The sequence below is a fragment of the Sphingopyxis sp. J-6 genome (genome assembly GCF_046603995.1).
Classification (GTDB): Bacteria; Pseudomonadota; Alphaproteobacteria; order Sphingomonadales; family Sphingomonadaceae; genus Sphingopyxis.
This window is the reverse complement of record NZ_CP145810.1, coordinates 2,696,224-2,715,284: the sequence shown is the minus strand read 5'-3', so window position 1 is coordinate 2,715,284 and position 19,061 is coordinate 2,696,224. Positions and strand designations below refer to the sequence as shown.

Genomic DNA, 19,061 nt, shown 5'->3' with positions numbered 1-19,061 from the left:
GCGAAATGGATGCAGGTGATCGAAGCGATAGCGGGATGCGAGGAAGCGCTTCGTACGGCGATGCTGGCCGGCGATGTCAAAGCACTGGAGCAGCTGCTTGCGGATGATATGATCTTCGTCGACCAACAGGGTGTGAGGCGATCGCGTGACGACGATATCGCGGCGCATCGTTCGGGACTGCTCGACTTGAGTTCGCTCGATTTTCGGGGCGACCGTCTCGTTCGGCCCTATGGTGACCTGGCGAGCGTCGTCGTGACGACCGATGTCGCCGGATCCTATGGCGGCACGGCCTTCTTCGGAACTTTCTCCTATCTTCGTCTCTGGAAGCAGCAGGGTGACCGCTGGCAGATCATTCTCGCTCAATGCACCGCTTGTCCATCGTCAGAGCTGTGATCGGAGACTGCTTCGGCCGAGGTTGAGCGCGGCATCTGTCGAGCGCGCTCTGGCCTCGCAGGCTCGGCCAGGGGTCGCACGGATGTCCGGCCGCGCCTGCACACTTGCCTCGCTTCTTGCCGGTGCGGGCGCGCGCTGTCACGGCGGGCAAGCCGCGCTGCGCGCGGCTCCGGCCACGGCTCCGCCCCGTCCGGCCCGCCGCTCCCGCGCGCACGCCGCCCCGGCTGCGGCTACGGCAAGAGTGCGGTTTTCGGCCCTCCGGGCCAGCGGCATTGCGGCCAACGTCAATCCGCTCGGGCGCGAAGCTTGCGGCGGATCGTCCTCAGCGCGTTTTCGAGACCTTGCGAGCGATATCCGCCGTCCGGCGCTTCGCGATCGAACAAGGCGCCGTCGTCAACGCGGCCGAGCAGAAATTCAAGCGCTTCGACAAGTTCCTGGTCGATGGTGGTTCTTCCCGTCATCGCGCCAGCGCCACCGATACAGGACAATGGTCGGAATAATGTTTGACGTCTTTCCCGTAAAGCGTCTCGGCAAAGCTTAGCATGTCCGCGCCGGCGCGCCGGTCGAGCACGATATGATCGATGAAGCTGTCGTACCGCGGATCGCACTTCGGCCGCTTGCCGGCATCGGCGAGCCGGAGGTCTGCGTTCGCCGGCGTACCGTCGTCGATCTCGGACCAAACGCGGTCGCCTTTAAGTCCAAGCCTGCGGTTCCAGTCGCCGAGCACGGCGAAGCGCACGGGCGCTTCGGCAGCAGCATCGATCCACGCCTCGAGGGCAGGAACCTGCTCTGCGAGGATCGGGCAGGCCTTGGCGGTATCTCCGGCAAAGCAGCCCGACTTCAAGTGGATCGAAAGCAGACGGAGCGGCCTCGCGCGCACAGGTCGGAGCGTGATGTCGACGCCCGAGCGCAGTTGAGGATTGCCGAGCATGAGGCTGGTCACATCGGGGTGGCGGTCGAACGCAATGGTCTTGCGGATCGCGAATCCGACAGCCTGGCGGATCACGCGCTGCGACTTGTGCTCGCCGCCGCAGGTCCCGCTGGGCCTACCGGCGCGCTCTTCCATGACGACGGTATAGCGGGCGGGGTCGAACACGCGCTCTGCCGCCGCGACACTCTCCGCTTCCTGAAACGCGATCACGTCGGCGTCGAGCCCATCGGCTATCTGCCGCATGGCGGCATAGTCGGCGTCGGTTCGCGGCTGACATCCGTCGCCGTTATGCTCGGCAAGGAATTCGAGGTTCCAGCTCGCCAGGGTGAGCGGCCGGTCTTGCAGGACAGAGGGCGAAAAGGGCTGCGAAGCTTGCTCGGCCCCCGCGCAAGCGCTGAGCGAAAGGAGAGTAGCAGCTATAAAAAGGAGGCGCTGGTTCATCGGGCGCTTCTGGCCGCGACGCGGGGCGCTTTCAACCTCTTCGTTGGCAGCAATATTATCTGGGGAGAGAACCTCGTCTCCCGGGAACCAGGGGGAGAGACGAGGCACTACAAGAATGCGCACCTACGAGGAATTGTTCCGAATGACGTGTAATATGATATTGATTTCGATCAAGTTTACCCGAATTTCCGTGCGGTACTCGACTTTCCAACAAGGAGGTTCGTGATCCATTGTTCGGCGCGAGCTGATGTCTGGCTTCGGCGATTCATAGGGACTTCGTGATCGCGGGAACAAGGCTGGCTCCCTTGCCGTTGTTAAAGAGCCTATATCGGAGACCGATGCATGCAGCAGCAGATTGCAGTCGTGACGCTCGGGATCGCGGATCTCGTCCGGTCCCGCCGCTTCTATAGCGAAGGCTTCGGCTGGACGCCGGTGTTCGCGAACGAGGAAATCGCCTTCTATCAGATGAACGGTCTGATCCTCGGCACATGGCTTGAGGCAAAGCTCGCCGAGGACATGACGCGGACCTCGTTCGGCGGGCCGGGGGCCTTCGCGCTCGCCCATAATGTCGGGTCGGCGGAAGAGGTCGATGCAGTGATCGCGGCGCTGGAGGCTGCAGGCGGCCGGGTGCTGCGGCCAGGCGACGCGCCGCCGCATGGCGGCTATCGGGGCTATGTCGCGGATCCCGACGATCATGCCTGGGAAATCGCGTGGAATCCGGCTTGGCCGATCGACGCCGAAGGCCATGTGACCTTCGGCGCCTGACGTCGGGTCTTAGCCGTTGAGGCGATCCTTGACGGCCTTTGCCGCGCCGAAGCCGAGCTTTTTCGAGGCTGCGATCTGGATGGTCTCACCGGTCGAAGGGTTGCGGCCCTCGCGGGCTGCGCTTTCCTTGACCTTGAACTTGCCGAAGCCGTTTACCGATACTTCCTCGCCCTTGGCGGCGGCGTCGGCGATCGCGGCGAACACGGCGTCGACAGCCTTCTTGCCGTCGGCCTTGCTGGTTCCGAGCGCGCTAGCAACTGCGTCCGAAAGGTCGGCATGGTTCATTCAATATCTCCCTTATGCGGTCGGCCCCTCGCCGACCGGGCGGTCTCTATAGGAGCGAATATTTGCCTTCGCTATCGCGATCAACTCGCGAGGCTGCGGAAGGTGATCGACCAGCGCGCCGTCTCGATCGGCGCGATGCTATGTTCCCACGCGTGCCGCGCTTCGCCGGTGAAACGATAGATCGAGCGGGGCGCGAGCGGCAGTGCAAAGCGGTCGAACTTGTCTCCTCGGCGGCGCCGGAAGCGCATCGCCGCCTCTGCTCCCAGCGAAATGCCGACGACATGCTCGAAGACGGGCCGGTCCTTATGCCAGCCGATGCCGGCCCCGGGGCCGTATGAAATCAGCAGCGCCTGCGCGAGGGCGCCCGGCGGAAGTTCTGAAAAACGCTCGGCGCGAGCGGCGATCGGCGCGAGCCAGTCGGGGATCGGCGCGGCGCGTGCGAAAACCCCCGTCTGGAAATCATAGCTCCATCCGAATGAGCGCGTGAGGCGTTTGCCCTCCCATTGTTGGAACTTGAAGGCCTCGAGCCCAGCATGTTCGATATGGGCTATGAGCGCGGCTTCCTCGGCTTCCGTGACGAAGGCTTCGGCCGCTTCGACACCGGGAAGCAGTGCACGGCCAAACAGATCGGCCTGCGCCGCGGCACTTTTGCTGACAGGGCCGTGCTTCATGTCCTTGCGAGTGCGTTCAGTTTCGCCGCGATCGCTTTCCAGCGCTCGACGCCCGCTTTATCCCCCGCGAGCGCGAGCGCACCGATGCGCGCTGCGACGAAGCGCGGTGCGCCCGCTCCATGCTGCTTCTCGACGGCGAGGGCGCAGGCCCAGAGATGGCGGTCTTCGGTGAGCATCAGAGCAGGGTCGGCATATCGGGGAGCGGGGGCGACGTCCTGCCGCGGTTGCTCCAGGGGTCGTTGCTATGCTCGGCAACGAGGCGGTCGCCGGGATATTTGCGCACGAGCCCGAATGCTTCGTCGGCGGGCGCATGCAGCCAGGTCTCATGATCTTCGGGACGGAGGATCACCGGCATGCGGTCGTGGATATCGAGCAGTTCCTCGGTCGCGTCCACCATCACGCCGGTATAGGCGTCGCCCCATTCGTCGGTGGGGCGCCATAGTCCCGCCCAGGCCGCAAGCGGCTGATCGGTGACGCTGATCCAGGTCTTCGTCATTGCGCCTTTTTCGCCGACGGCTTCGGCAAAGGCGGTGAACGGGATCAGGCAGCGATGCGCCGGCTGGGCAAACCATTGGCTCCACATACCATAAGGATTGAAGAGCTGATCGTCGCGTGCGTTGTTCGTCGGGCTCGGCTTGTTGGGCAGGCCCGTCTTCTTGCTTTTGGAGTGGCGCGGAAAACCCCAGGTCATCGAGCGCAGGACGCGCTTTCCCTGCTCTTCGCGGACGACCATGCCCGAATAGCCGGGATACACATCCTCGGCGCTGTTGAACGCCGGTACGGGGAGGTCGACGCCGAAATGCGCCGCAACCTCGGCCGCGCTTTTGCGCTCGGTGTAGAGATTGCACATGGACGTCAGTCTATCAGCATCGAGCCGGGAAGGAAGGGCATGGGGGGAAACGGCGCTCTGCTAGAGCAGCGCTTGCTGGGGCCGCGCGCTCGGCGGCAATTTGCCGCTGCGCCAGAGATCGTCGGTATGCTCGGCGACAAAATTTTCTGCGGGCGGTGGCGGACGAAACTGGAAGCCGATGACATCCTTGATCGAGCCGTGGAGCCAGCGCTCATATTCATGGGGCATGAGGAGGACGGGCATGCGATCGTTGGTGGGATGCACGAGCTCGTTCGCGTCCATCGTCATGCCGGCGTAAACGGGACCCAATTCGGGGGTGTTCTTGGCGAAGCCCGCCCAGGCCATGATCGGCTGGCCTTCGGCAGAGAACCAACTGCGTGTCTTCTCGCCCGGCGAGCCGTTGGGGTTCGCGAAGTGCGTCAGCGGAATGAGGCAGCGATAGCGGGGCTCGACGACGAGACCTTCCCACATCGGGTTGGTGAGATCGGCGACGAGGCCGATGCGGCCCGGCGGATCGCCGCGCAGCCGCATCTCGCAGGTGAGGCGCGGGAAGCCCCAGAGCATCTGGCGAAGGTGTCGCCGGCCGTTCGTTTCGTGGACGACGAGGCCGGGGAGGGCCTCGATCGTCTCCGAGGGAACGGCGATATCGGTAAAGCCGCCGGCGCCGAAATGATCGGCGACGTCCGAAGCCGTGGCGGCAAGGGTGTAGAGGCGGCTCATCTCTCGGGCTTCAGGCGAAGATCTTCGTCCATTTTTGGACTTGTTCCGCAAAGCTCGCCGGCTCGAAACCGAGACCGATCTCGGTCTCGACGAGCGGAGCGCTGCCGCCCGCGGCGTAGAAGCCGCTGATATCGCTCTCGCCGAACGGGTCGAATTCGTGCGCCCAGCGATCGAGGGCAATCGCGCGCGCGTGGAGCGCGGCGCCGCCATGATCGCCGAGCCCGTGCTCACGCGCGAAACGCTCGAGCAGACGGCCATGCTCCGCAATGTCGCTCGGGCTCTTCACCACAAGATGCCGGATCGTCTCGATCGCGCGCGCGAGATGCGCGCCGGTGATATGGACCGCATTGATCGCGGCGAGAAAACCGCCGGGTGCGAAAAAATCATTGGCGGCAGCATGGCCGCCGATGCGGTCGTCACCTTCGGATCTGTCGAACGGGATTACGTCACCCATGGCCGGTCTTTCGTTGCGAGTCGGTCACGGAACATAGAACAAAAATGGAACAAAGGCGAATCCGTGCCGTGTCTATCAGGGGTCGACGTCGGCGGGTTGAGGAACAAGGAAGAGCGTGCGGCCCTCGACGCGCCAGGCGGCGAGCTGCGACAGGAAATTCATGCCGAGCACATCCGTATTGCCGAGCGCGGGTGAGATCACGACCTTCAGCCGCTGTGCTTCGATGGCGCCGACCGCGAGCGCATCGACCGTTCCGGCCTCGGCCCGCACCGTCCCGTTCGCGGTCTGCATCAGGAGCGGTAGCAGCGTTGCATCGGCCTCGCCCCCGGCTGCGCGGGCGGTCTCCTGCGATAGCGCGGTCACGGTGGCGCCGCTGTCGACGAGCATCTTTCGCTTGATGCCATTGATTTCGGCATCGACCCAGAAATGTCCGTCGCGCGCCATGGGAATGCGCACCTCGCTGCCGACGACCTGCTGTCGATCGAGACCAATCGCCGCGGTGAGGCGGCCGAGGTTCGGATCGAAGAGGGCGTGCTGAAGAATGAGGAAGATCGCGAAGGCGAGAAGCGCGAAGGAGAAGAGGCCGCGCAGCACGCGGCCGACATAGGGGATCTTGAACAGCAGGATCAAGACGAGCGCGGCGCCAGCCGCATAGATCGCGAGTTGCTCCCAAGGGAGATCGGTGGTGAGAGGCATATCGGCGGCTTTACCACCGGCCTCGTGTCGCGTGGCTGAACGATCAGCTCTCGGAGATCGTCTCGTCCTCGATCGCCGCGGTGATCATTCTTTCCCACACCCCGGCATCCCCGACTGCCAGCATGCGCCCGCTCGGCTCCCGCATCGTCTTGAGGATAGCGAGCGCCGCGGCGGTATACTCCGGCCAGAGCATGTCGACGGCATCGGCCGCCGACCGCAGTTCGCCTTCGCCGTTCCGGCTGAGCTCATGTCCGGCAAGGACCCTGGCTATCCGCTCGACCGGAGCCGTTGCTGCAGTGTCCCAAGTCATCGGCCGTGGTTCAGATAGGCGCGCACGGCGTCCGCGCTGTTTCCGACAGCATCGACAGCCTCGCGAAGTTCTTCTTCGCCCACGCCGAGGCTCTCGGTCCAATCGCGGATCTCATAATCTTCGGAAAGGCTGATCCGATCGCGATCGGAGGCGCCCGTCAGTCTCTTGTCATCCGCCATCATGGTCTCCTGTGTTTGCGCTCGCGAAGCCGGGCCGCGCGGGAGCTGCGGCCCGGCCCAGAAGGCGCAGCAATCTGCGCCTGTCTGTGCCGCGATTCTGTCGGCACCTTGCTTTCGATACCTCTTTCGCCGGTTGAGCGGAGTGGCGCTCTCAACCCCGAATGACGCGCCGACGACGGCAAGCGTTCCCGAGAAAATTTTCGGATTAACACAGGTTATTCCGGGGGTGCTGAGACCGGGGCGGCGCGGAACTTTCGAAGCGAGCCAGCGTTACCCGGACATCCACCACGGATGAATTGGCGTAGCTTTCAACGTCCCCCGCAAGTGCGGTCGGGCGAGTGGCGGACTGCGTCCAGACGGGAGAATTATCATGTTCAGATGGGCTATCATCTTTGCCGTCGTCGCGCTCGTCGCGGCGCTTCTCGGCTTCGGCGGCATTGCCGGCCTTTCGGCCGACTTCGCCAAGATCTTGCTCGTGATCGGCGTCGTCCTCTTCATCGTCGCCTTCGTCTTCGGGCGCGGACGCCGCACATTGCCCTGAGTTTCCGGGATGGCCGAAGTTCCGACTTTGCCATCCTCACGGGTGCCGGCGATCACAAACCCCTCGGTCGCCGGCACACGACTATATCCCCTCCCTATAGCGGCCGTGTGTGAGCAGCCGCCCGGCAGACTCCAAGTCACTCCCGATGGCCGCTATTTCGTCGTTCGCGGCCGGCTTTGGCGTATGTCGAACCCGGCGTTGGAGCCTGGCCAGCGCGAGCGACTTGTATCCGAACTGATGACTGCCCGGCGAGACGTGCGAGCGGCGCTCGCAGCAAGAGACGGCGTCGCGCTTCGACGGGCTCGCTCTGCGGTGGATCGGTCCAAGGGGGGGCTTGGTGAGCGCGGACCGGTGTGGTGGGACGATGGAGCCCCGGACTATAATCGGCGCATGGCAGTCAACACGCCCTATGCGCAGTGGTTCGAGGATGTGACCAACTAAAGCCGGCCTTTTTTTTGCCTGACAAAGAGTCAGGATTTCGCCGTCATCAGCGGAGACATGGAGCCGCGATGGAGCGTCAGCATAGCCGTTCCGATCCCGGCCGCCGGGACGATCTTCATCCGTTCGGATGCGATGCCGCGATCCTCGAGCAAATCGGCGAGGAGGCTGATCTGGGCTTCGTCGCCGGCGATTTCGATCGTCGCGGCCGGAGCCGCGCGAAGGACGGTGGCGAGGTCCGCGGCTCGGCCGAGACCGATGCTCGTCAATTTGGGCCTGTCTTCTTCGAAGCCATGAAAGGTGAATGTCCTGATCTGGCCCTCGCGCGATGCAAGCCAATCGGCCATCTCGCGCGTCAGCGATCCTGATGCCGCCGCCATGGTCGAGCCGTCGGGCAGCGTGATGAGCGCACTCGTCGCTGCCTCCGGCGGCGCGGCCTCGACCGGTTCGCTGCCGCAGGACTGGAGCGAGAGGGTCGCGGCGCCGAGCGCGAGAACGGAGGTCATCAGCAGAAGAATACGGGGCATCAGTCGTCCTTGATCCCCCTCGCATCAGCAACGCGCGACGTGAACGGATGTTGCTGGGCCCGCGCCGGTTTTACGCAGCGGCCTGCACCGCGGCAGCATCCTGATATCTGCAGATGCTGCGGCCGCTTCGCTTGGCTGTATAAAGCGCCTCGTCGGCGAGGCTGATCAGTTGTTCGAGGTCGCGCGACAGGTCGTCGCACACGATATATCCGATCGACGTCGAAACGCGGACATCATGGCTTCCGACGGCAAAGGGACGCGCGATCGAGGCTGCGACGCGTTCCGCGAGCATATAGGCCTCGTCAGGATTGCCGATCTGAAGCTGGATGATCACGAACTCGTCGCCTCCCAGCCGCGCGGCAATGTCGCCTTCGCGCAAGGTTCCCGAAATTCTTCTCGCGACCGCGGCGAGCAACGCGTCGCCGACGGGATGGCCGAAGCTGTCGTTCACAGGTTTGAAGCCGTTGAGGTCGAGGCAGTGTAGTGCGATCGGGCGGAGCTTAGCGGCGCGTACATGGCGGTCGAACCATTCGCGCAGCGCCAGCCGGTTGGGCAAGTCCGTGAGCTCGTCGCTTCGCGCGAGCGAGGCGAAGGTGAGCCGCCGGCCAATGTCGTCGAGGGCGCGGGCATGTCTTTTTCGCAAGCTGAAGATACCGCCTGCGAGGAACGCAGCGGTCATCAGCGCGGTCGCGATATGGAGCGGCTTTCCGGCAGCAAGCATGGTGACGACCGGCGGCATGACGGCGAGAAGGAGCGAGGCTATGGCGATGCGCGGGCGAAGGCTCGTCCCCGCCGCGACGCCCGCCGCATAGCCGATGACGAGACAGATCGCGAGCTTGTCGATGGCTGGATCGGGGAGGGCAAGCGCCCGCGCTGCGAAGGAGCCGAGCATAACTGCAAAGACGATATAGCTCGCCGCGTAGCGGCGCTCGAGCCGGCGGGCCTCATCGAGTGTGATTGCGGGACTATCCGCGGCGGTTGCGTCGCGCGAGGCGACAAGGAGCCGGGCGACCGAGGCGAGGACGCCAATCGCATAGGGTCCGGCGATCAACATATCGCCCGATTGTTCGATGATCAGCGCCCCGCAGATGAGAAAGCCGAGCGACATCACGATCGAGGGCAGCAGGCCGTCGTAAAGACTTCGGATCAGCTCGATTTCGATCGCGTCGGGTGAATATTTGACCGGGGTCGACATCGCTCAGCTCCTTGCCGAGAATTACCGCCCACCGGGAGGACCGGTTCCGCCTGCGGACGGCCGAACCTCCTGAGATCCCGCACGCTCAGCTTAGACCCCGAGCGTTAACAAAGTTGGAAGTGGGGCGCATTCGACGTCCAAAAAGGTAAAGCCCCGCTGCACAAGGCTGCGGGGCTTTCCTGAAGTCGGGTCCTGAGACCCGAGCTTGCAAAGTAGATACGCGCGGACCGCGAGATCGTTCCAACGGCCGTCGATTATTTTGCGACTATCGGCAGCGCACATTGCTGCGATCGATTTCGCGCCCGACGGCTGCGCCGCCGATGGCACCGATCACGGTGCCCAGCGTTTCCGACCTTCCGTCGGCGATGACGTTGCCGAGCACGCCGCCGGCGATCCCGCCGACGATCAGTCCGGTCGACCCGTCGTTTCGGCGGCAATAATATTTATTGTCGCGGCCGCGATAGATGCGGTCGTTGTCGTTGAGGCGGCGTTCGCGATAGCGCCGGTCGTTGCGATAATAATTCTCCGCATAATAGCCGCTGTAGCGCGGATCGGGGCGGTCATAGTCATAGCGGCCATATTGGTCGTAATAGGCGCGATCATAATAGCCGTAGCCGCCGTCGTCATAGGCGTAGCTGCTGCCCGTGGAGGCGCACGCACCGACCATGGCGGTTACGGCTGCGAGGGGAAGGATCATCAGGCGGTTCATCGGCATCACTCCATTTGGTTGCGTGCCTGGCCGACCTTGGCGGGGCATGCGCTGGCCCCTCATGATCTAGACCCCTGAAACCATGTCGGGTTCCGCTGCCTGCCATTTGAAAGCTAACGAAAATCCCGTGGCTTGATCTTGATGCCTTCGGTGGGTTGGCCGGGAATGATGCCGGACCCGAGGCGGAGGTCGGGAATATAGATGTCGCGCGGATTGCGGCCGAGCGGCTTCGTCTCCGGATCGCGCGGGTCGGGACCCACGGGGCTCTTGACGACGTCGGCGCGGCCTACCTTGTAGATATCGGCGATGTCCTTGCGCTGCCCGACGCTCGCGAGCAGCGGGGAGAGGTCGTCGAGCCTTTGCGCGACGATATGGATGACCTCGCCCTCGCGCTGAACCTGACCGCGCACACCCATCATCGCGGCGCCGAGGACCACGGGGCGATATTTCTCGAAGACATTGGTCCACACGACGAGGTTCGCGACCTCGGTCTCGTCTTCGAGGGTGATGAACATGACGCCCTTTGCCGAGCCCGGCTTCTGGCGGACGAGAACGACCCCGGCGAGGTTGACCCAGCGGCCGTCCTTGATGCCGTGAAGCTCCCGGCACGTGATGATCTTTCGCGAGCGAAGCTCGTCGCGCAGGAAGGCGAGGGGATGGGCCCTGAGTGACAGACCGGACGCTCTATAGTCCTCGACGACCTCGGCGCCTTCGCCCATCGGCGCGAGCAGCGTTTCGGGTTCCAGCGCTTCGCGCTGGAGACGTCCGGCGCGTTCGTCGGCAGCCTGAAAGAGGGGAAGGGCGGCAGGTCCGAGGCCCTTCACTTCCCATAGCCCTTCCCGGCGCGAGCTTCCGAGCGAGGCGAAGCCGTCCGCGTCGCCGATCCGGTCGAGCGCGCCGCGCCCGACCCCGGCGCGGCGCTGGATTTCCTCGGCGCTGCTATAGGGCTCGCCGGCACGGGCCGTGGCGACCGCGGCGCCATCCTCATTGGCGAGACCGCGGACCATGCGCAGACCCAGGCGCACCGCATGATATTTGCCGTTGGCCGCTTCTTCGAGTGTGCAGTCCCAGCGGCTGTGATTGACATCGATGGGCCTGATCTCGACGCCATGATTGCGGGCATCGCGGACGATCTGCGCGGGCGCGTAAAAACCCATCGGCTGGGCGTTGAGCAGCGCGGCGCAGAATGCGTCGGGATGATGGCATTTCATCCACGACGAGGCATAGGCGATGAGCGCGAAGCTCGCGGCGTGGCTTTCGGGAAAGCCGTAGGAGCCGAAACCCTCGATCTGCTTGAAGGTCTTTTCGGCAAACTCGCGGTCGTAGCCGCGGCCGACCATGCCATCGATCAGCTTGTCGCGGAAATGGCTGACCCCGCCGGTGAGTTTGAAGGTCGCCATCGCGCGGCGGAGGAGATCGGCCTCGCTCGGGGTGAAGCCGGCGCATTCGATCGCGACGCGCATCGCCTGCTCCTGGAAGAGCGGGACCCCCAGCGTCTTCTCAAGCACGCGCCTGAGTTCGGGGGTCGGGTAAGTCACCTCCTCCTGTCCGTTTCGGCGGCGGCGATAGGGATGGACCATGTCGCCCTGGATCGGGCCCGGCCGGACGATCGCGACCTGAATGACGAGATCGTAGAAGGTGCGCGGCGCCATGAGCGGGATCGACGCCATCTGGGCGCGGCTCTCGATCTGGAAAACGCCCAGCGTGTCGGCTTTGCGGATCATCGCATAGGTCGCGGGATCTTCCGCGGGAATGGTAGAAAGATCGTGCTTCAGTCCTTTGTGATCGTGCAGGAATTCGAAGGCACGGCGCATGCAGCTCAGCATCCCCAAAGCAAGGATGTCGACCTTCATGAAACCGAGGGCGTCGATGTCGTCCTTGTCCCATTCGATGACCTGCCGGTCTTCCATCGCGGCGGGCTCGATTGGCACGAGTTCGTCTAGCCGGTCGCGCGTCAGCACGAAGCCGCCGGGGTGCTGCGAAAGGTGGCGGGGCGTGTTGATGAGCGTGCGCGCGAGCTCGAGCGTCAGCGCGAGGCGCTTGTCCCCGAGGTCGAGGTTCAGCGCTTCGGCATGCTTTTCCTCGACGCCCTCGCGGCTGTAACCCCAGACCGCGCCGGCGAGCCCCGCGGTGATGTCTTCGCTAAGCCCGAGCGCCTTGCCGACTTCGCGGACGGCGCCGCGCGAACGATAACGCGTGACGACTGCGGTCAGCGCGCTGCGGGTCCGGCCATAGGTCTCGTAGATCCACTGGATGATTTCCTCGCGCCGCTCATGCTCGAAGTCGACATCGATATCGGGCGGCTCCCGGCGCTCGGCGCTGACGAAACGTTCGAACAGGAGTTCGGACCGCACCGGATCGATCGAAGTGATACCAAGGACGTAACAGACCGCGCTGTTCGCCGCGCTGCCGCGGCCCTGGCAGAGGATCTCGCGGCGGCGGGCTTCGGCGACGATCGAGTGAACCGTCAGGAAATAGGGGGCGTAATCGAGTTCTCCGATCAATCGCAGCTCATGCTCGAGCTGCGTGCGGACCTCGGTGCTGACGCCTTCGGGGTAGCGGACGGGAGCCTTCTCCCATGTCAGCCGCTCAAGCTCCTCCTGCGGGGTGCGTCCAGGAACCTGGATCTCGTCGGGATATTGGTAGCGCAGTTCTTCGAGACTGAAGGTGCAGCGCGCCGCGAAATCGACCGTGCGGGCGACCGGCGAGCTGTCCTTGAGGTAGCGGCGGAACAGGCGCTCCATCTCGGCCGCCGTCTTGATGTGGCGGTCGGCGAAGCGCTCGCGGCGATCACCAAGCTCGTCGATCGTGCATTTCTCCCGGATGCAGGTGACGACATCCTGCAGCAGGCGCCGGTCGGGCATGTGATAGAGGACGTCGCCCGTTGCGAGCGTCGGCACTTTCGCTTTGGCGGCCAAGGCTGCGAGATCGCGCAGCCTGATCGCGTCGCCGGGGCGGCGCCGGATCGTGAGTGCGAGATAGAGGCGATCGCCGAAGATGCGACTGGCGCGGGCGATCGCCGCCTCGGCTGCGCCATCGGCGCGGTCGGGAAGCAGGATCGCAAGCAGACCCTCGTTCCAGTCCTCGAGATCGGGCCAGTCGAGATGGCAGGCGCCCTTGCCGGCGCGCGTCTTTCCGACGCTGAGCAGCCGGCACATCCGCCCATAGGCCATCTTGTCGGTTGGATAGACGAGAAGTGCCGTGCCATCGGCAAGATTGAGGCGCGTGCCGGTCAACGCGCGAACGCCGGTAACCTTCTCGGCGTCCCACGCGCGCACGATCCCGGCGACGCTGTGCCGGTCGGCGACGCCGAGCGCGGGCAGTCCGAGCATGGCAGCGGCGGTGAAGAGCTCCTCGGGCGACGAGGCCCCGCGCAGGAAGCTGAAATGCGTCGTGACCTGCAGCTCGATATAGGCCGCCCCGTCATCGGTCATGCGAAAGCAACGCTGCTTGATGGCCGCATCACGCAAATGCAGTTAAACACCGGTGGCAGTCTCAAGCGAATGCGGTTCGCTACCGGTCGCATTCTCAAGCGAATGCGGTTCAATACCGGTCGCATTCTCAAGCGAATGCTCCGTGAATAAACCAGCGCATCGAACCGGTTGCGGGATTGACCCCGTCGCCGAGGCGAAAGAGCCAGTAACGGCCGCCCGTCTCGGTCTCGACCTGATAATAGTCGCGGACGGTGAGGTGGGTTTCGCCTTCGATCCCGCCCTCGCGCCACCATTCGCCTTGGAGCCGCTCGGGTCCATCGCCTTGGGTGACCCGGTAGCGTTTACGGCGCCAGATGAAGAGGCGCGGCGCATCGTCGGGGAGCAAGGCGACGACATCGACTGGTTCGGGCCGCGCTAGCATGCGCGACGGCCGCGGCCAGTCGCTCCAGCTCTCGCCTGTCTCGGGCGCGAGCGCGGGGAGGGCAGCAACCGAGCGCTCGGGCATCGCGCTCGGTCGCGGCGCCGCGCGCTGGAGCGCGCGCTGCCCGAAGCGATTGGCGAGCGTGTCGACCAGCGCGGGAAGATCGGGTCCGCGCCGTCCGATATTTTCGAGCGCGTCGGCCTGGCTCCCTGGCTGCCGCTCGGCGAGCGCGGCGACGAGGGTCATCGCCTCGATCCCGAGACCGGGATCGATGCTCTCGATCCGCGCGGCGAGCAGCTTCGCAAGATGCCGGGGATCGCGCGAGGGCGAGGCGGTTCCGATACGGATGGCCTGCGTCTGCCCGTCGACGCGGTGGAAATAGCAGTCGAGGCGCCGCGCGCCCGTTCCCGCGCGGTTGAGCTGGCCCGCGATATCGTGCGCAAGGTCGCCGATCACCTGCGCCAAGGCGTCCGCCGTCGCGAGCGGCTCTATGAAGCCGCGCCTCGCCTGCGGCAGCTCTTCGGGGAAGAGCGGTTCGATCGGCTCCGGCAGCGTGCCGAGTGCCTGGTCGAGCCGGCGATGCAGTTCGCGCCCGAACCGTTTCGCGAGCGGACCGCGTGGGCTCCCGATCAGCTGCTCGATCCGCTCGAAGCCCAATTTGCGAAGGCCTTCGACATCGGCGGACGGCAGGCGGAGCGCTGAGACGGGTAGGAGCGCGATCGCCTTACGGTGCGCTCCGGGTTCAACCGTGACAGGCCGCCCGGCGGGGACATGGCGGGCGGCCGCATGCGCGCAGCCGGCCGTGTCCGCGACCGCAATTTGCAGGCTGAGACCGAAGGCCGCGACGCGGCGGTGAAGATCCTTGAGCAAGGCTCGCTCGCTGCTGAAGATGGCCGCGCAGCCCGTGATGTCGAGCCAGAGCCCGTCGGGCGGATCAGGCGCGACAACCGGCGAATAGCGTGCACCTGCCCAGAGGGCGAGGCGACGCAACCCGTCGAGATCAGCCTCGGGCTCGGCGTCGACGACATCCAGCTCGGGCGCGAAAGCCCGCGCTTTCGTGATCGTCATGCCTGTCTGGATGCCAAGCATTTGCGCCTCGCGGCACGTCGCCGCGACGATACGCCGGCCATGGTCGGGAATCGCGGTAACGAGCGGGCGGGGCGGGGCGCTGCCGTCAGGCTGCGGCTTGCGCATCTTCCTGCGCAGCCGGTCGGTCGACCAGTGCGGCAGGAAGAGCGATACGACCCGTCGCATCGCAGCCCTCCACGATCCAGTTGTAGGGATTGCCCCCGCGCGCGCGCTCGAGCGCGACGCGCCAGCGCGCGCGTCCGATCGCGGGGATGCCGAGATCCTCGGTCGGACTCGCGGTGATGCGCCAGCGGGTCAAAGCGGCGCTGCCTTCGGCAGGCTCGCCGGCCTTGCAGGCCCGGCGGAAGATGAAGGCGGGGACGCCCGAGGCTTCGGCGGCGAGCTGCAGCCGCTTCGACGCGGTGGTGCTGTACTCCTTGACCTCGCCGACGACCCCGGCGAGCCCCGGATGGCGGAGGCACTCCTCCATCGCGAGGAGGACGTTGGTGTCGCTGCCCGCTTCGACATGAATGAGCCGGTCGGGATGCAGTCCGGCTAGATGAAGCGCGGGGGCGAAGAGATCGCGCCAGCGCAGGCACCAGAAAACCGGGCCGTCGCTCCGCGCGAGGATGCCGGCGAGGAAGATCGTGGCGCTCGCATCGTCGGCCAGTTCGGGGCTGCCGGCGAGCTCGTGGAGCGCGCCCGTCGCGATTCCGCGCGCCGGGATTCGCGAGTCGAGATCATCGATCCCGAACGGGATGACGTCATGACGCGCGCCAACGCCTTCGATTTGCGAAATTTTGGCGCGAATATCTTCAAGAACGACGGACTGGCGCATAGGTGCGGATAACTCGGTAAGCTGGTCTTATGTTCCTTCTTTGTTCTCATCGCCCGCTGTTCGTCAAGGCGCGCTGCGGCGAAGCGGTGTCATCGCTGTGGATGAAAGACCGGAAAGCGAGGGTGCCGGGGGCGCCGCCGGCCGGAGGGAGGTACGAGCCGGCGGCGGGGCATACTGAAGGTTCGGGCCCTTGCGCCGGGATGCGGCAACGGAGCGCGGAGCGGGGCAATCGCGACGGCCGCGAGCCTGGCTTTCGCGTCCGGAGTCATGATTCCGCTGAGGCCCATTGTCTCCCGTTGCATGGGACCTTTCCCGCATTGGCTGCCTGATTGCGGGGCTCGGCTCGCCTAATGCCGTCAACCCCCTGCGGGGGTTCGCCCTCGCATGCGCTCGGTGACGGCGGCTCACGGCCCCTCCTTCTGGCGCCATCGGGGATGGTCCCCGAGCATCAAAGGAGACTGAACATGGGTACCACCATTGGAAATCTGACCCTCAAGGACGACGGAAGCTACGAGGGCACGCTCGCGACCTTGATGGTCACCGTGCCGATCGCGATCGTTCCGAACGGCCGCAAGATGAAGGAAAGCGAGCCCGACTTCCGCGTGGTCAGCCGCCGGAACGGCTTCGAACTCGGCGGCGGCTGGACGAAAACCGCGCGCTCGACCGGCGCCGAATATATCTCGGTGTCGCTGTCGGCCCCCGAACTCGGCGAGATCTTCTGCAATGTCGCGAACGCGCCGGGCGACGATCCCTCGAAGAAGGTGCTGATCTGGAACGCCCCCGGCAACTGACAGCATTGCGGCTCCGCCTTCGAGCGGGGCCGCACTTTCCTTTGCAGTCATTGATTGTTTTGCAGTCAATGACTAATATCTACGCTCAAGGAGACGCGACATGGGCAGCATGACGATCAGGGGCATCGACGACGCGCTGAAGCGCCGGCTGCGGCTGCAGGCGGCAGCGCATGGCCGTTCGATGGAAGAAGAGGTGCGCGACATCCTCCGCTCGGCGCTTTTTACCGACGATGCGCCGATGGGCAATCTCGCGGCGGCCATTCGCGCGCGCTTCGCGCCGCTCGGCGGCATCGAACTCGACATTGCGCCACGCGAGGACACGCGCGAGCCCATCGATCTCTCATGATCCTCCTCGACACCAATATATTATCCGAAGTCTTACGGGCCGCGCCTGAGCCGCGGGTTCTCGACTGGATCGGGCGGCAAGCTGCTTCGTCGCTCTTCGTGACGACGGTCACCCAGGCGGAAATTCTCTACGGTATCGCAATTCTTGACAAAGGTCGGCGGCGCGACGAACTGGCAGCCGCCGCACTCTTGATGTTCTCCGAGGATTTTTCCGGTCGCCTCCTGGCATTCGACGGCGACGCAGCGACGGCATTTGCCGAAATCGCAGCGGCACGCCGTGGCATGGGGCGCCCGATAAGCCAGTTTGACGCCCAGATCGCCGCGATCGCCCGTTCGCGGGGAGCTATTCTGGCGACGCGAAACAGCCGGGATTTCGAACATTGCGGTATCGAGATCGTCGATCCCTGGAGCAGATGAGATTTCCGTCATCGACGCGTAATCCTGCAAACCGACGCTCGGTCAGCGCCATGTCTCCGGCCCGGAAGCGGCCCCACCCGCTCTCGAATAGCCGCTGATCCCTGGGCCGAGGACCGGCCTCCTTCAATCAACCCGCAAGGGGTCCCGGCGCTGCGCTTGGGCCTTCGCTTCGCTGCGGTGATTGCGGCCTGTCCCCGTCCGGCGGGGCGACTGTCGAGCGGGATGGTCCCGCTCCCCGACAGGAGCCTCGATATGCCGCTTTCAACCGCCCAATCGCTTGGCTGGAATCTCGCCCGCACGATGATGACGATCATCGTCCTCGTTGAAACATCGGCTGGATATTCGGTCATGCCGCTCGACGAGTTCGACGGCGACCCCGCTTGCATCGTCTGCGAATATGACCCGTTCAACCGCTGATATCGCGCCGGATTTCGCTCCAGGGTGGACCCGGTTCCGGTTTCACCTTCGGGGCGATTTCGCTATGCCCGCGAGGCAGATTGCGATGCGGTGGTGGTGGAGAGCGCGTCCGACAGGAGGACGCCCGTGACCTTCATCATCATCCTCGGCGCCGCGGCCGCCATCTATATCGCCGTGCTGATGTTTCGCCTGGCTGCGGTGGCGCTTCCGCTTTACGCCGGCGTCGGCATCTCGATTTACCTCATCGGCCGCGACTTCGGCTATCCGGCATCGATCGCGGCAGGATTGCTGGTCGGAGTTCTCATCCTCGTTGCCGGACGGGCACTTTGCGCTGTCCTGCCGCCCTTTTATCGCGCGATCGTCGCGGCGGCATTTTCCGGCCCCGCCGGTTTTGCCGGTTATCAGGCCGCGAAGGGGCTGGCCGGGCTCGCGATCGGCGGAGGATATACGCTTGAGGCGCTCGGACTTGCAGGCGCTCTCGCGGCGGCCGTTGCAGCCTGGCGGGGGCTCGGGACAGCCGAGAGGAATCCCCCCGTGCGACGGAGCGCTCGGCACGGCTTGAGCCCGAACTCCTTCCTCAACCGGGTCGGTTGAAAGACTGATCTCGCGTCGAAGCCTCGCAGCATCTCGCACCAGCCCGGCCTCCGATCTGCGCCATCTGCCGGCAAGCCGCTGACGCTGGATCGCTGGCCGCAACCGCGGGCCTGCGACTTTCTTCCCCCGGCGTTCCGCCGTTCCTCGCGAGCCAAGAAAGCCTTGGCCCGCCGTCCTCCGCTTCGCTCCGGGCCTGGCGGCTGCGGCGCGCTCCCGTGCCGGCTGTCGATGCGCATCGAGGCCGCGCTGGTGCGGCCCGACATGCAGCAAAGGACATCGTCATGAGCAAGATCGGCAGCTTCAAACTCGTCTCGGGTGAATATCAGGGCGAGATCGTCACCCTTTCGGTGCAGGCCCAAGCGGTCCGTATCACCCCCGAGCAGAATCACAGCGGCAACGCCCCGAGCCACCGCGTATTCGTCGGCGATGCCGAGGTCGGCGCAGCCTGGTCGAAGACGAGCCAGGACAAGCGTCCCTATCTTTCGGTCAAGCTCGACGACCCGAGCTTCATCGCCCCGATCTTCGCGCAGCTCTTCGCTGGCGACGAGGGCGAATATGATCTGGTCTGGAGCCGTCAGAATCGCCGCAACGACAATTGATGCGGCGCCCATCGCCCGGTCTCGGCCGGGCG

The 19,061-nt window shown here is 65.1% G+C and carries 27 protein-coding genes; 10 read left to right on the top strand and 17 right to left on the bottom strand.

Annotation, left to right across the window (positions count from 1 at the left end; translation table 11 throughout):
- Window positions 1-9 precede the first annotated feature (9 nt).
- On the top strand, window positions 10-393 hold the full coding sequence (locus tag V6U71_RS13115) for a nuclear transport factor 2 family protein (RefSeq protein WP_411338875.1): 384 nt from the start codon (window positions 10-12) through the stop codon (window positions 391-393).
- A 284-nt stretch (window positions 394-677) separates the two neighbouring features.
- On the opposite strand, the gene V6U71_RS13110 is transcribed toward V6U71_RS13115, so the two are convergent.
- Entirely contained in the window at window positions 678-854 is a 177-nt protein-coding gene (locus V6U71_RS13110) for a hypothetical protein (protein ID WP_411338874.1), read from the bottom strand.
- Window positions 851-1,765, bottom strand: coding sequence for an endonuclease (locus tag V6U71_RS13105; RefSeq protein WP_411338873.1), 915 nt, complete (start codon window positions 1,763-1,765; stop codon window positions 851-853). The genes V6U71_RS13110 and V6U71_RS13105 overlap by 4 nt, the downstream gene beginning before the upstream one ends.
- Before the next feature lie 342 nt (window positions 1,766-2,107).
- Between V6U71_RS13105 and V6U71_RS13100 the strand changes: the two genes are divergently transcribed.
- Entirely contained in the window at window positions 2,108-2,530 is a 423-nt protein-coding gene (locus V6U71_RS13100; protein WP_137893798.1) for a VOC family protein, read from the top strand.
- Between the two features lie 9 nt (window positions 2,531-2,539).
- Here V6U71_RS13100 and V6U71_RS13095 read toward each other — a convergent pair whose 3' ends face one another.
- The 9 genes from V6U71_RS13095 to V6U71_RS13055 all read right to left on the bottom strand — a co-directional run bounded on the left by V6U71_RS13095 (window position 2,540) and on the right by V6U71_RS13055 (window position 6,695).
- Window positions 2,540-2,815 (bottom strand): HU family DNA-binding protein, encoded by a 276-nt coding sequence (locus tag V6U71_RS13095; RefSeq protein WP_056350296.1) that lies wholly within the window; start codon window positions 2,813-2,815, stop codon window positions 2,540-2,542.
- An 80-nt stretch (window positions 2,816-2,895) separates the two neighbouring features.
- The gene (locus V6U71_RS13090; RefSeq protein ID WP_411338872.1) at window positions 2,896-3,486 is read right to left on the bottom strand and encodes an alpha-ketoglutarate-dependent dioxygenase AlkB; all 591 of its coding nucleotides are present in this window, start codon (window positions 3,484-3,486) and stop codon (window positions 2,896-2,898) included.
- Window positions 3,483-3,662: a DUF6961 family protein gene (locus V6U71_RS13085; protein ID WP_293644166.1), complete on the bottom strand. Its 180-nt coding sequence runs from the start codon at window positions 3,660-3,662 to the stop codon at window positions 3,483-3,485. Before V6U71_RS13085 ends, V6U71_RS13090 begins: the two co-directional genes overlap by 4 nt.
- Complete coding sequence (locus V6U71_RS13080) at window positions 3,662-4,336, bottom strand: SOS response-associated peptidase (protein ID WP_293644168.1); 675 nt, start codon at window positions 4,334-4,336, stop codon at window positions 3,662-3,664. The genes V6U71_RS13085 and V6U71_RS13080 overlap by 1 nt, the downstream gene beginning before the upstream one ends.
- Window positions 4,337-4,396: 60 nt before the next feature.
- Complete coding sequence (locus V6U71_RS13075; RefSeq protein WP_411338871.1) at window positions 4,397-5,056, bottom strand: SOS response-associated peptidase family protein; 660 nt, start codon at window positions 5,054-5,056, stop codon at window positions 4,397-4,399.
- Between the two features lie 10 nt (window positions 5,057-5,066).
- Window positions 5,067-5,510, bottom strand: coding sequence for a hypothetical protein (locus tag V6U71_RS13070; RefSeq protein WP_411338870.1), 444 nt, complete (start codon window positions 5,508-5,510; stop codon window positions 5,067-5,069).
- A 75-nt stretch (window positions 5,511-5,585) separates the two neighbouring features.
- Window positions 5,586-6,206: a retropepsin-like aspartic protease family protein gene (locus tag V6U71_RS13065; protein ID WP_411338869.1), complete on the bottom strand. Its 621-nt coding sequence runs from the start codon at window positions 6,204-6,206 to the stop codon at window positions 5,586-5,588.
- 43 nt (window positions 6,207-6,249) lie between these two features.
- A complete protein-coding gene (locus V6U71_RS13060) occupies window positions 6,250-6,516 on the bottom strand; it encodes a hypothetical protein (protein WP_411338868.1) in 267 nt (88 codons plus the stop codon).
- Window positions 6,513-6,695, bottom strand: coding sequence for a DUF3606 domain-containing protein (locus tag V6U71_RS13055; RefSeq protein WP_137893791.1), 183 nt, complete (start codon window positions 6,693-6,695; stop codon window positions 6,513-6,515). The genes V6U71_RS13060 and V6U71_RS13055 overlap by 4 nt, the downstream gene beginning before the upstream one ends.
- Before the next feature lie 370 nt (window positions 6,696-7,065).
- Here V6U71_RS13055 and V6U71_RS13050 point away from each other — a divergent pair, with 370 nt between their 5' ends.
- Together V6U71_RS13050 and V6U71_RS13045 are read left to right on the top strand one after the other, a co-directional pair.
- A complete protein-coding gene (locus tag V6U71_RS13050; protein ID WP_077029184.1) occupies window positions 7,066-7,236 on the top strand; it encodes a DUF1328 domain-containing protein in 171 nt (56 codons plus the stop codon).
- Between the two features lie 312 nt (window positions 7,237-7,548).
- Complete coding sequence (locus V6U71_RS13045) at window positions 7,549-7,677, top strand: hypothetical protein (RefSeq protein ID WP_411338867.1); 129 nt, start codon at window positions 7,549-7,551, stop codon at window positions 7,675-7,677.
- Between the two features lie 29 nt (window positions 7,678-7,706).
- Here the strand turns inward: V6U71_RS13045 and V6U71_RS13040 are convergent, their stop codons facing one another.
- The 6 genes from V6U71_RS13040 to V6U71_RS13015 all read right to left on the bottom strand — a co-directional run bounded on the left by V6U71_RS13040 (window position 7,707) and on the right by V6U71_RS13015 (window position 15,866).
- Entirely contained in the window at window positions 7,707-8,201 is a 495-nt protein-coding gene (locus V6U71_RS13040) for a hypothetical protein (RefSeq protein ID WP_411338866.1), read from the bottom strand.
- Window positions 8,202-8,271: 70 nt separating this feature from the next.
- Window positions 8,272-9,396, bottom strand: coding sequence for a diguanylate cyclase domain-containing protein (locus V6U71_RS13035; protein ID WP_411338865.1), 1,125 nt, complete (start codon window positions 9,394-9,396; stop codon window positions 8,272-8,274).
- A gap of 265 nt (window positions 9,397-9,661) precedes the next feature.
- Window positions 9,662-10,105: a glycine zipper 2TM domain-containing protein gene (locus tag V6U71_RS13030; RefSeq protein WP_411338864.1), complete on the bottom strand. Its 444-nt coding sequence runs from the start codon at window positions 10,103-10,105 to the stop codon at window positions 9,662-9,664.
- Window positions 10,106-10,218: 113 nt separating this feature from the next.
- Window positions 10,219-13,539, bottom strand: coding sequence for an error-prone DNA polymerase (locus V6U71_RS13025; RefSeq protein WP_137893787.1), 3,321 nt, complete (start codon window positions 13,537-13,539; stop codon window positions 10,219-10,221).
- 127 nt (window positions 13,540-13,666) lie between these two features.
- Window positions 13,667-15,214: a DUF6504 family protein gene (locus V6U71_RS13020; RefSeq protein ID WP_411338863.1), complete on the bottom strand. Its 1,548-nt coding sequence runs from the start codon at window positions 15,212-15,214 to the stop codon at window positions 13,667-13,669.
- Window positions 15,135-15,866 carry an ImuA family protein gene (locus V6U71_RS13015; protein ID WP_411338862.1) on the bottom strand — a complete coding sequence of 244 codons (732 nt, stop codon included), beginning with the start codon at window positions 15,864-15,866 and terminating at the stop codon, window positions 15,135-15,137. The genes V6U71_RS13020 and V6U71_RS13015 overlap by 80 nt, the downstream gene beginning before the upstream one ends.
- Before the next feature lie 464 nt (window positions 15,867-16,330).
- Here V6U71_RS13015 and V6U71_RS13010 point away from each other — a divergent pair, with 464 nt between their 5' ends.
- The 6 genes from V6U71_RS13010 (at window position 16,331) to V6U71_RS12985 (ending at window position 19,029) form a co-directional block, all read left to right on the top strand.
- On the top strand, window positions 16,331-16,657 hold the full coding sequence (locus tag V6U71_RS13010) for a DUF736 domain-containing protein (RefSeq protein ID WP_054727820.1): 327 nt from the start codon (window positions 16,331-16,333) through the stop codon (window positions 16,655-16,657).
- A gap of 100 nt (window positions 16,658-16,757) precedes the next feature.
- Entirely contained in the window at window positions 16,758-17,003 is a 246-nt protein-coding gene (locus V6U71_RS13005; RefSeq protein ID WP_411338861.1) for a FitA-like ribbon-helix-helix domain-containing protein, read from the top strand.
- The gene (locus tag V6U71_RS13000) at window positions 17,000-17,419 is read left to right on the top strand and encodes a type II toxin-antitoxin system VapC family toxin (RefSeq protein WP_137893785.1); all 420 of its coding nucleotides are present in this window, start codon (window positions 17,000-17,002) and stop codon (window positions 17,417-17,419) included. Before V6U71_RS13005 ends, V6U71_RS13000 begins: the two co-directional genes overlap by 4 nt.
- A gap of 252 nt (window positions 17,420-17,671) precedes the next feature.
- Window positions 17,672-17,836 (top strand): hypothetical protein, encoded by a 165-nt coding sequence (locus V6U71_RS12995; protein WP_167346271.1) that lies wholly within the window; start codon window positions 17,672-17,674, stop codon window positions 17,834-17,836.
- A gap of 126 nt (window positions 17,837-17,962) precedes the next feature.
- Entirely contained in the window at window positions 17,963-18,430 is a 468-nt protein-coding gene (locus V6U71_RS12990; RefSeq protein WP_411338860.1) for a hypothetical protein, read from the top strand.
- Window positions 18,431-18,711: 281 nt separating this feature from the next.
- Window positions 18,712-19,029, top strand: a complete 318-nt coding sequence (locus V6U71_RS12985; protein ID WP_054727811.1) for a DUF736 domain-containing protein — start codon at window positions 18,712-18,714, stop codon at window positions 19,027-19,029.
- Window positions 19,030-19,061 lie beyond the last annotated feature (32 nt).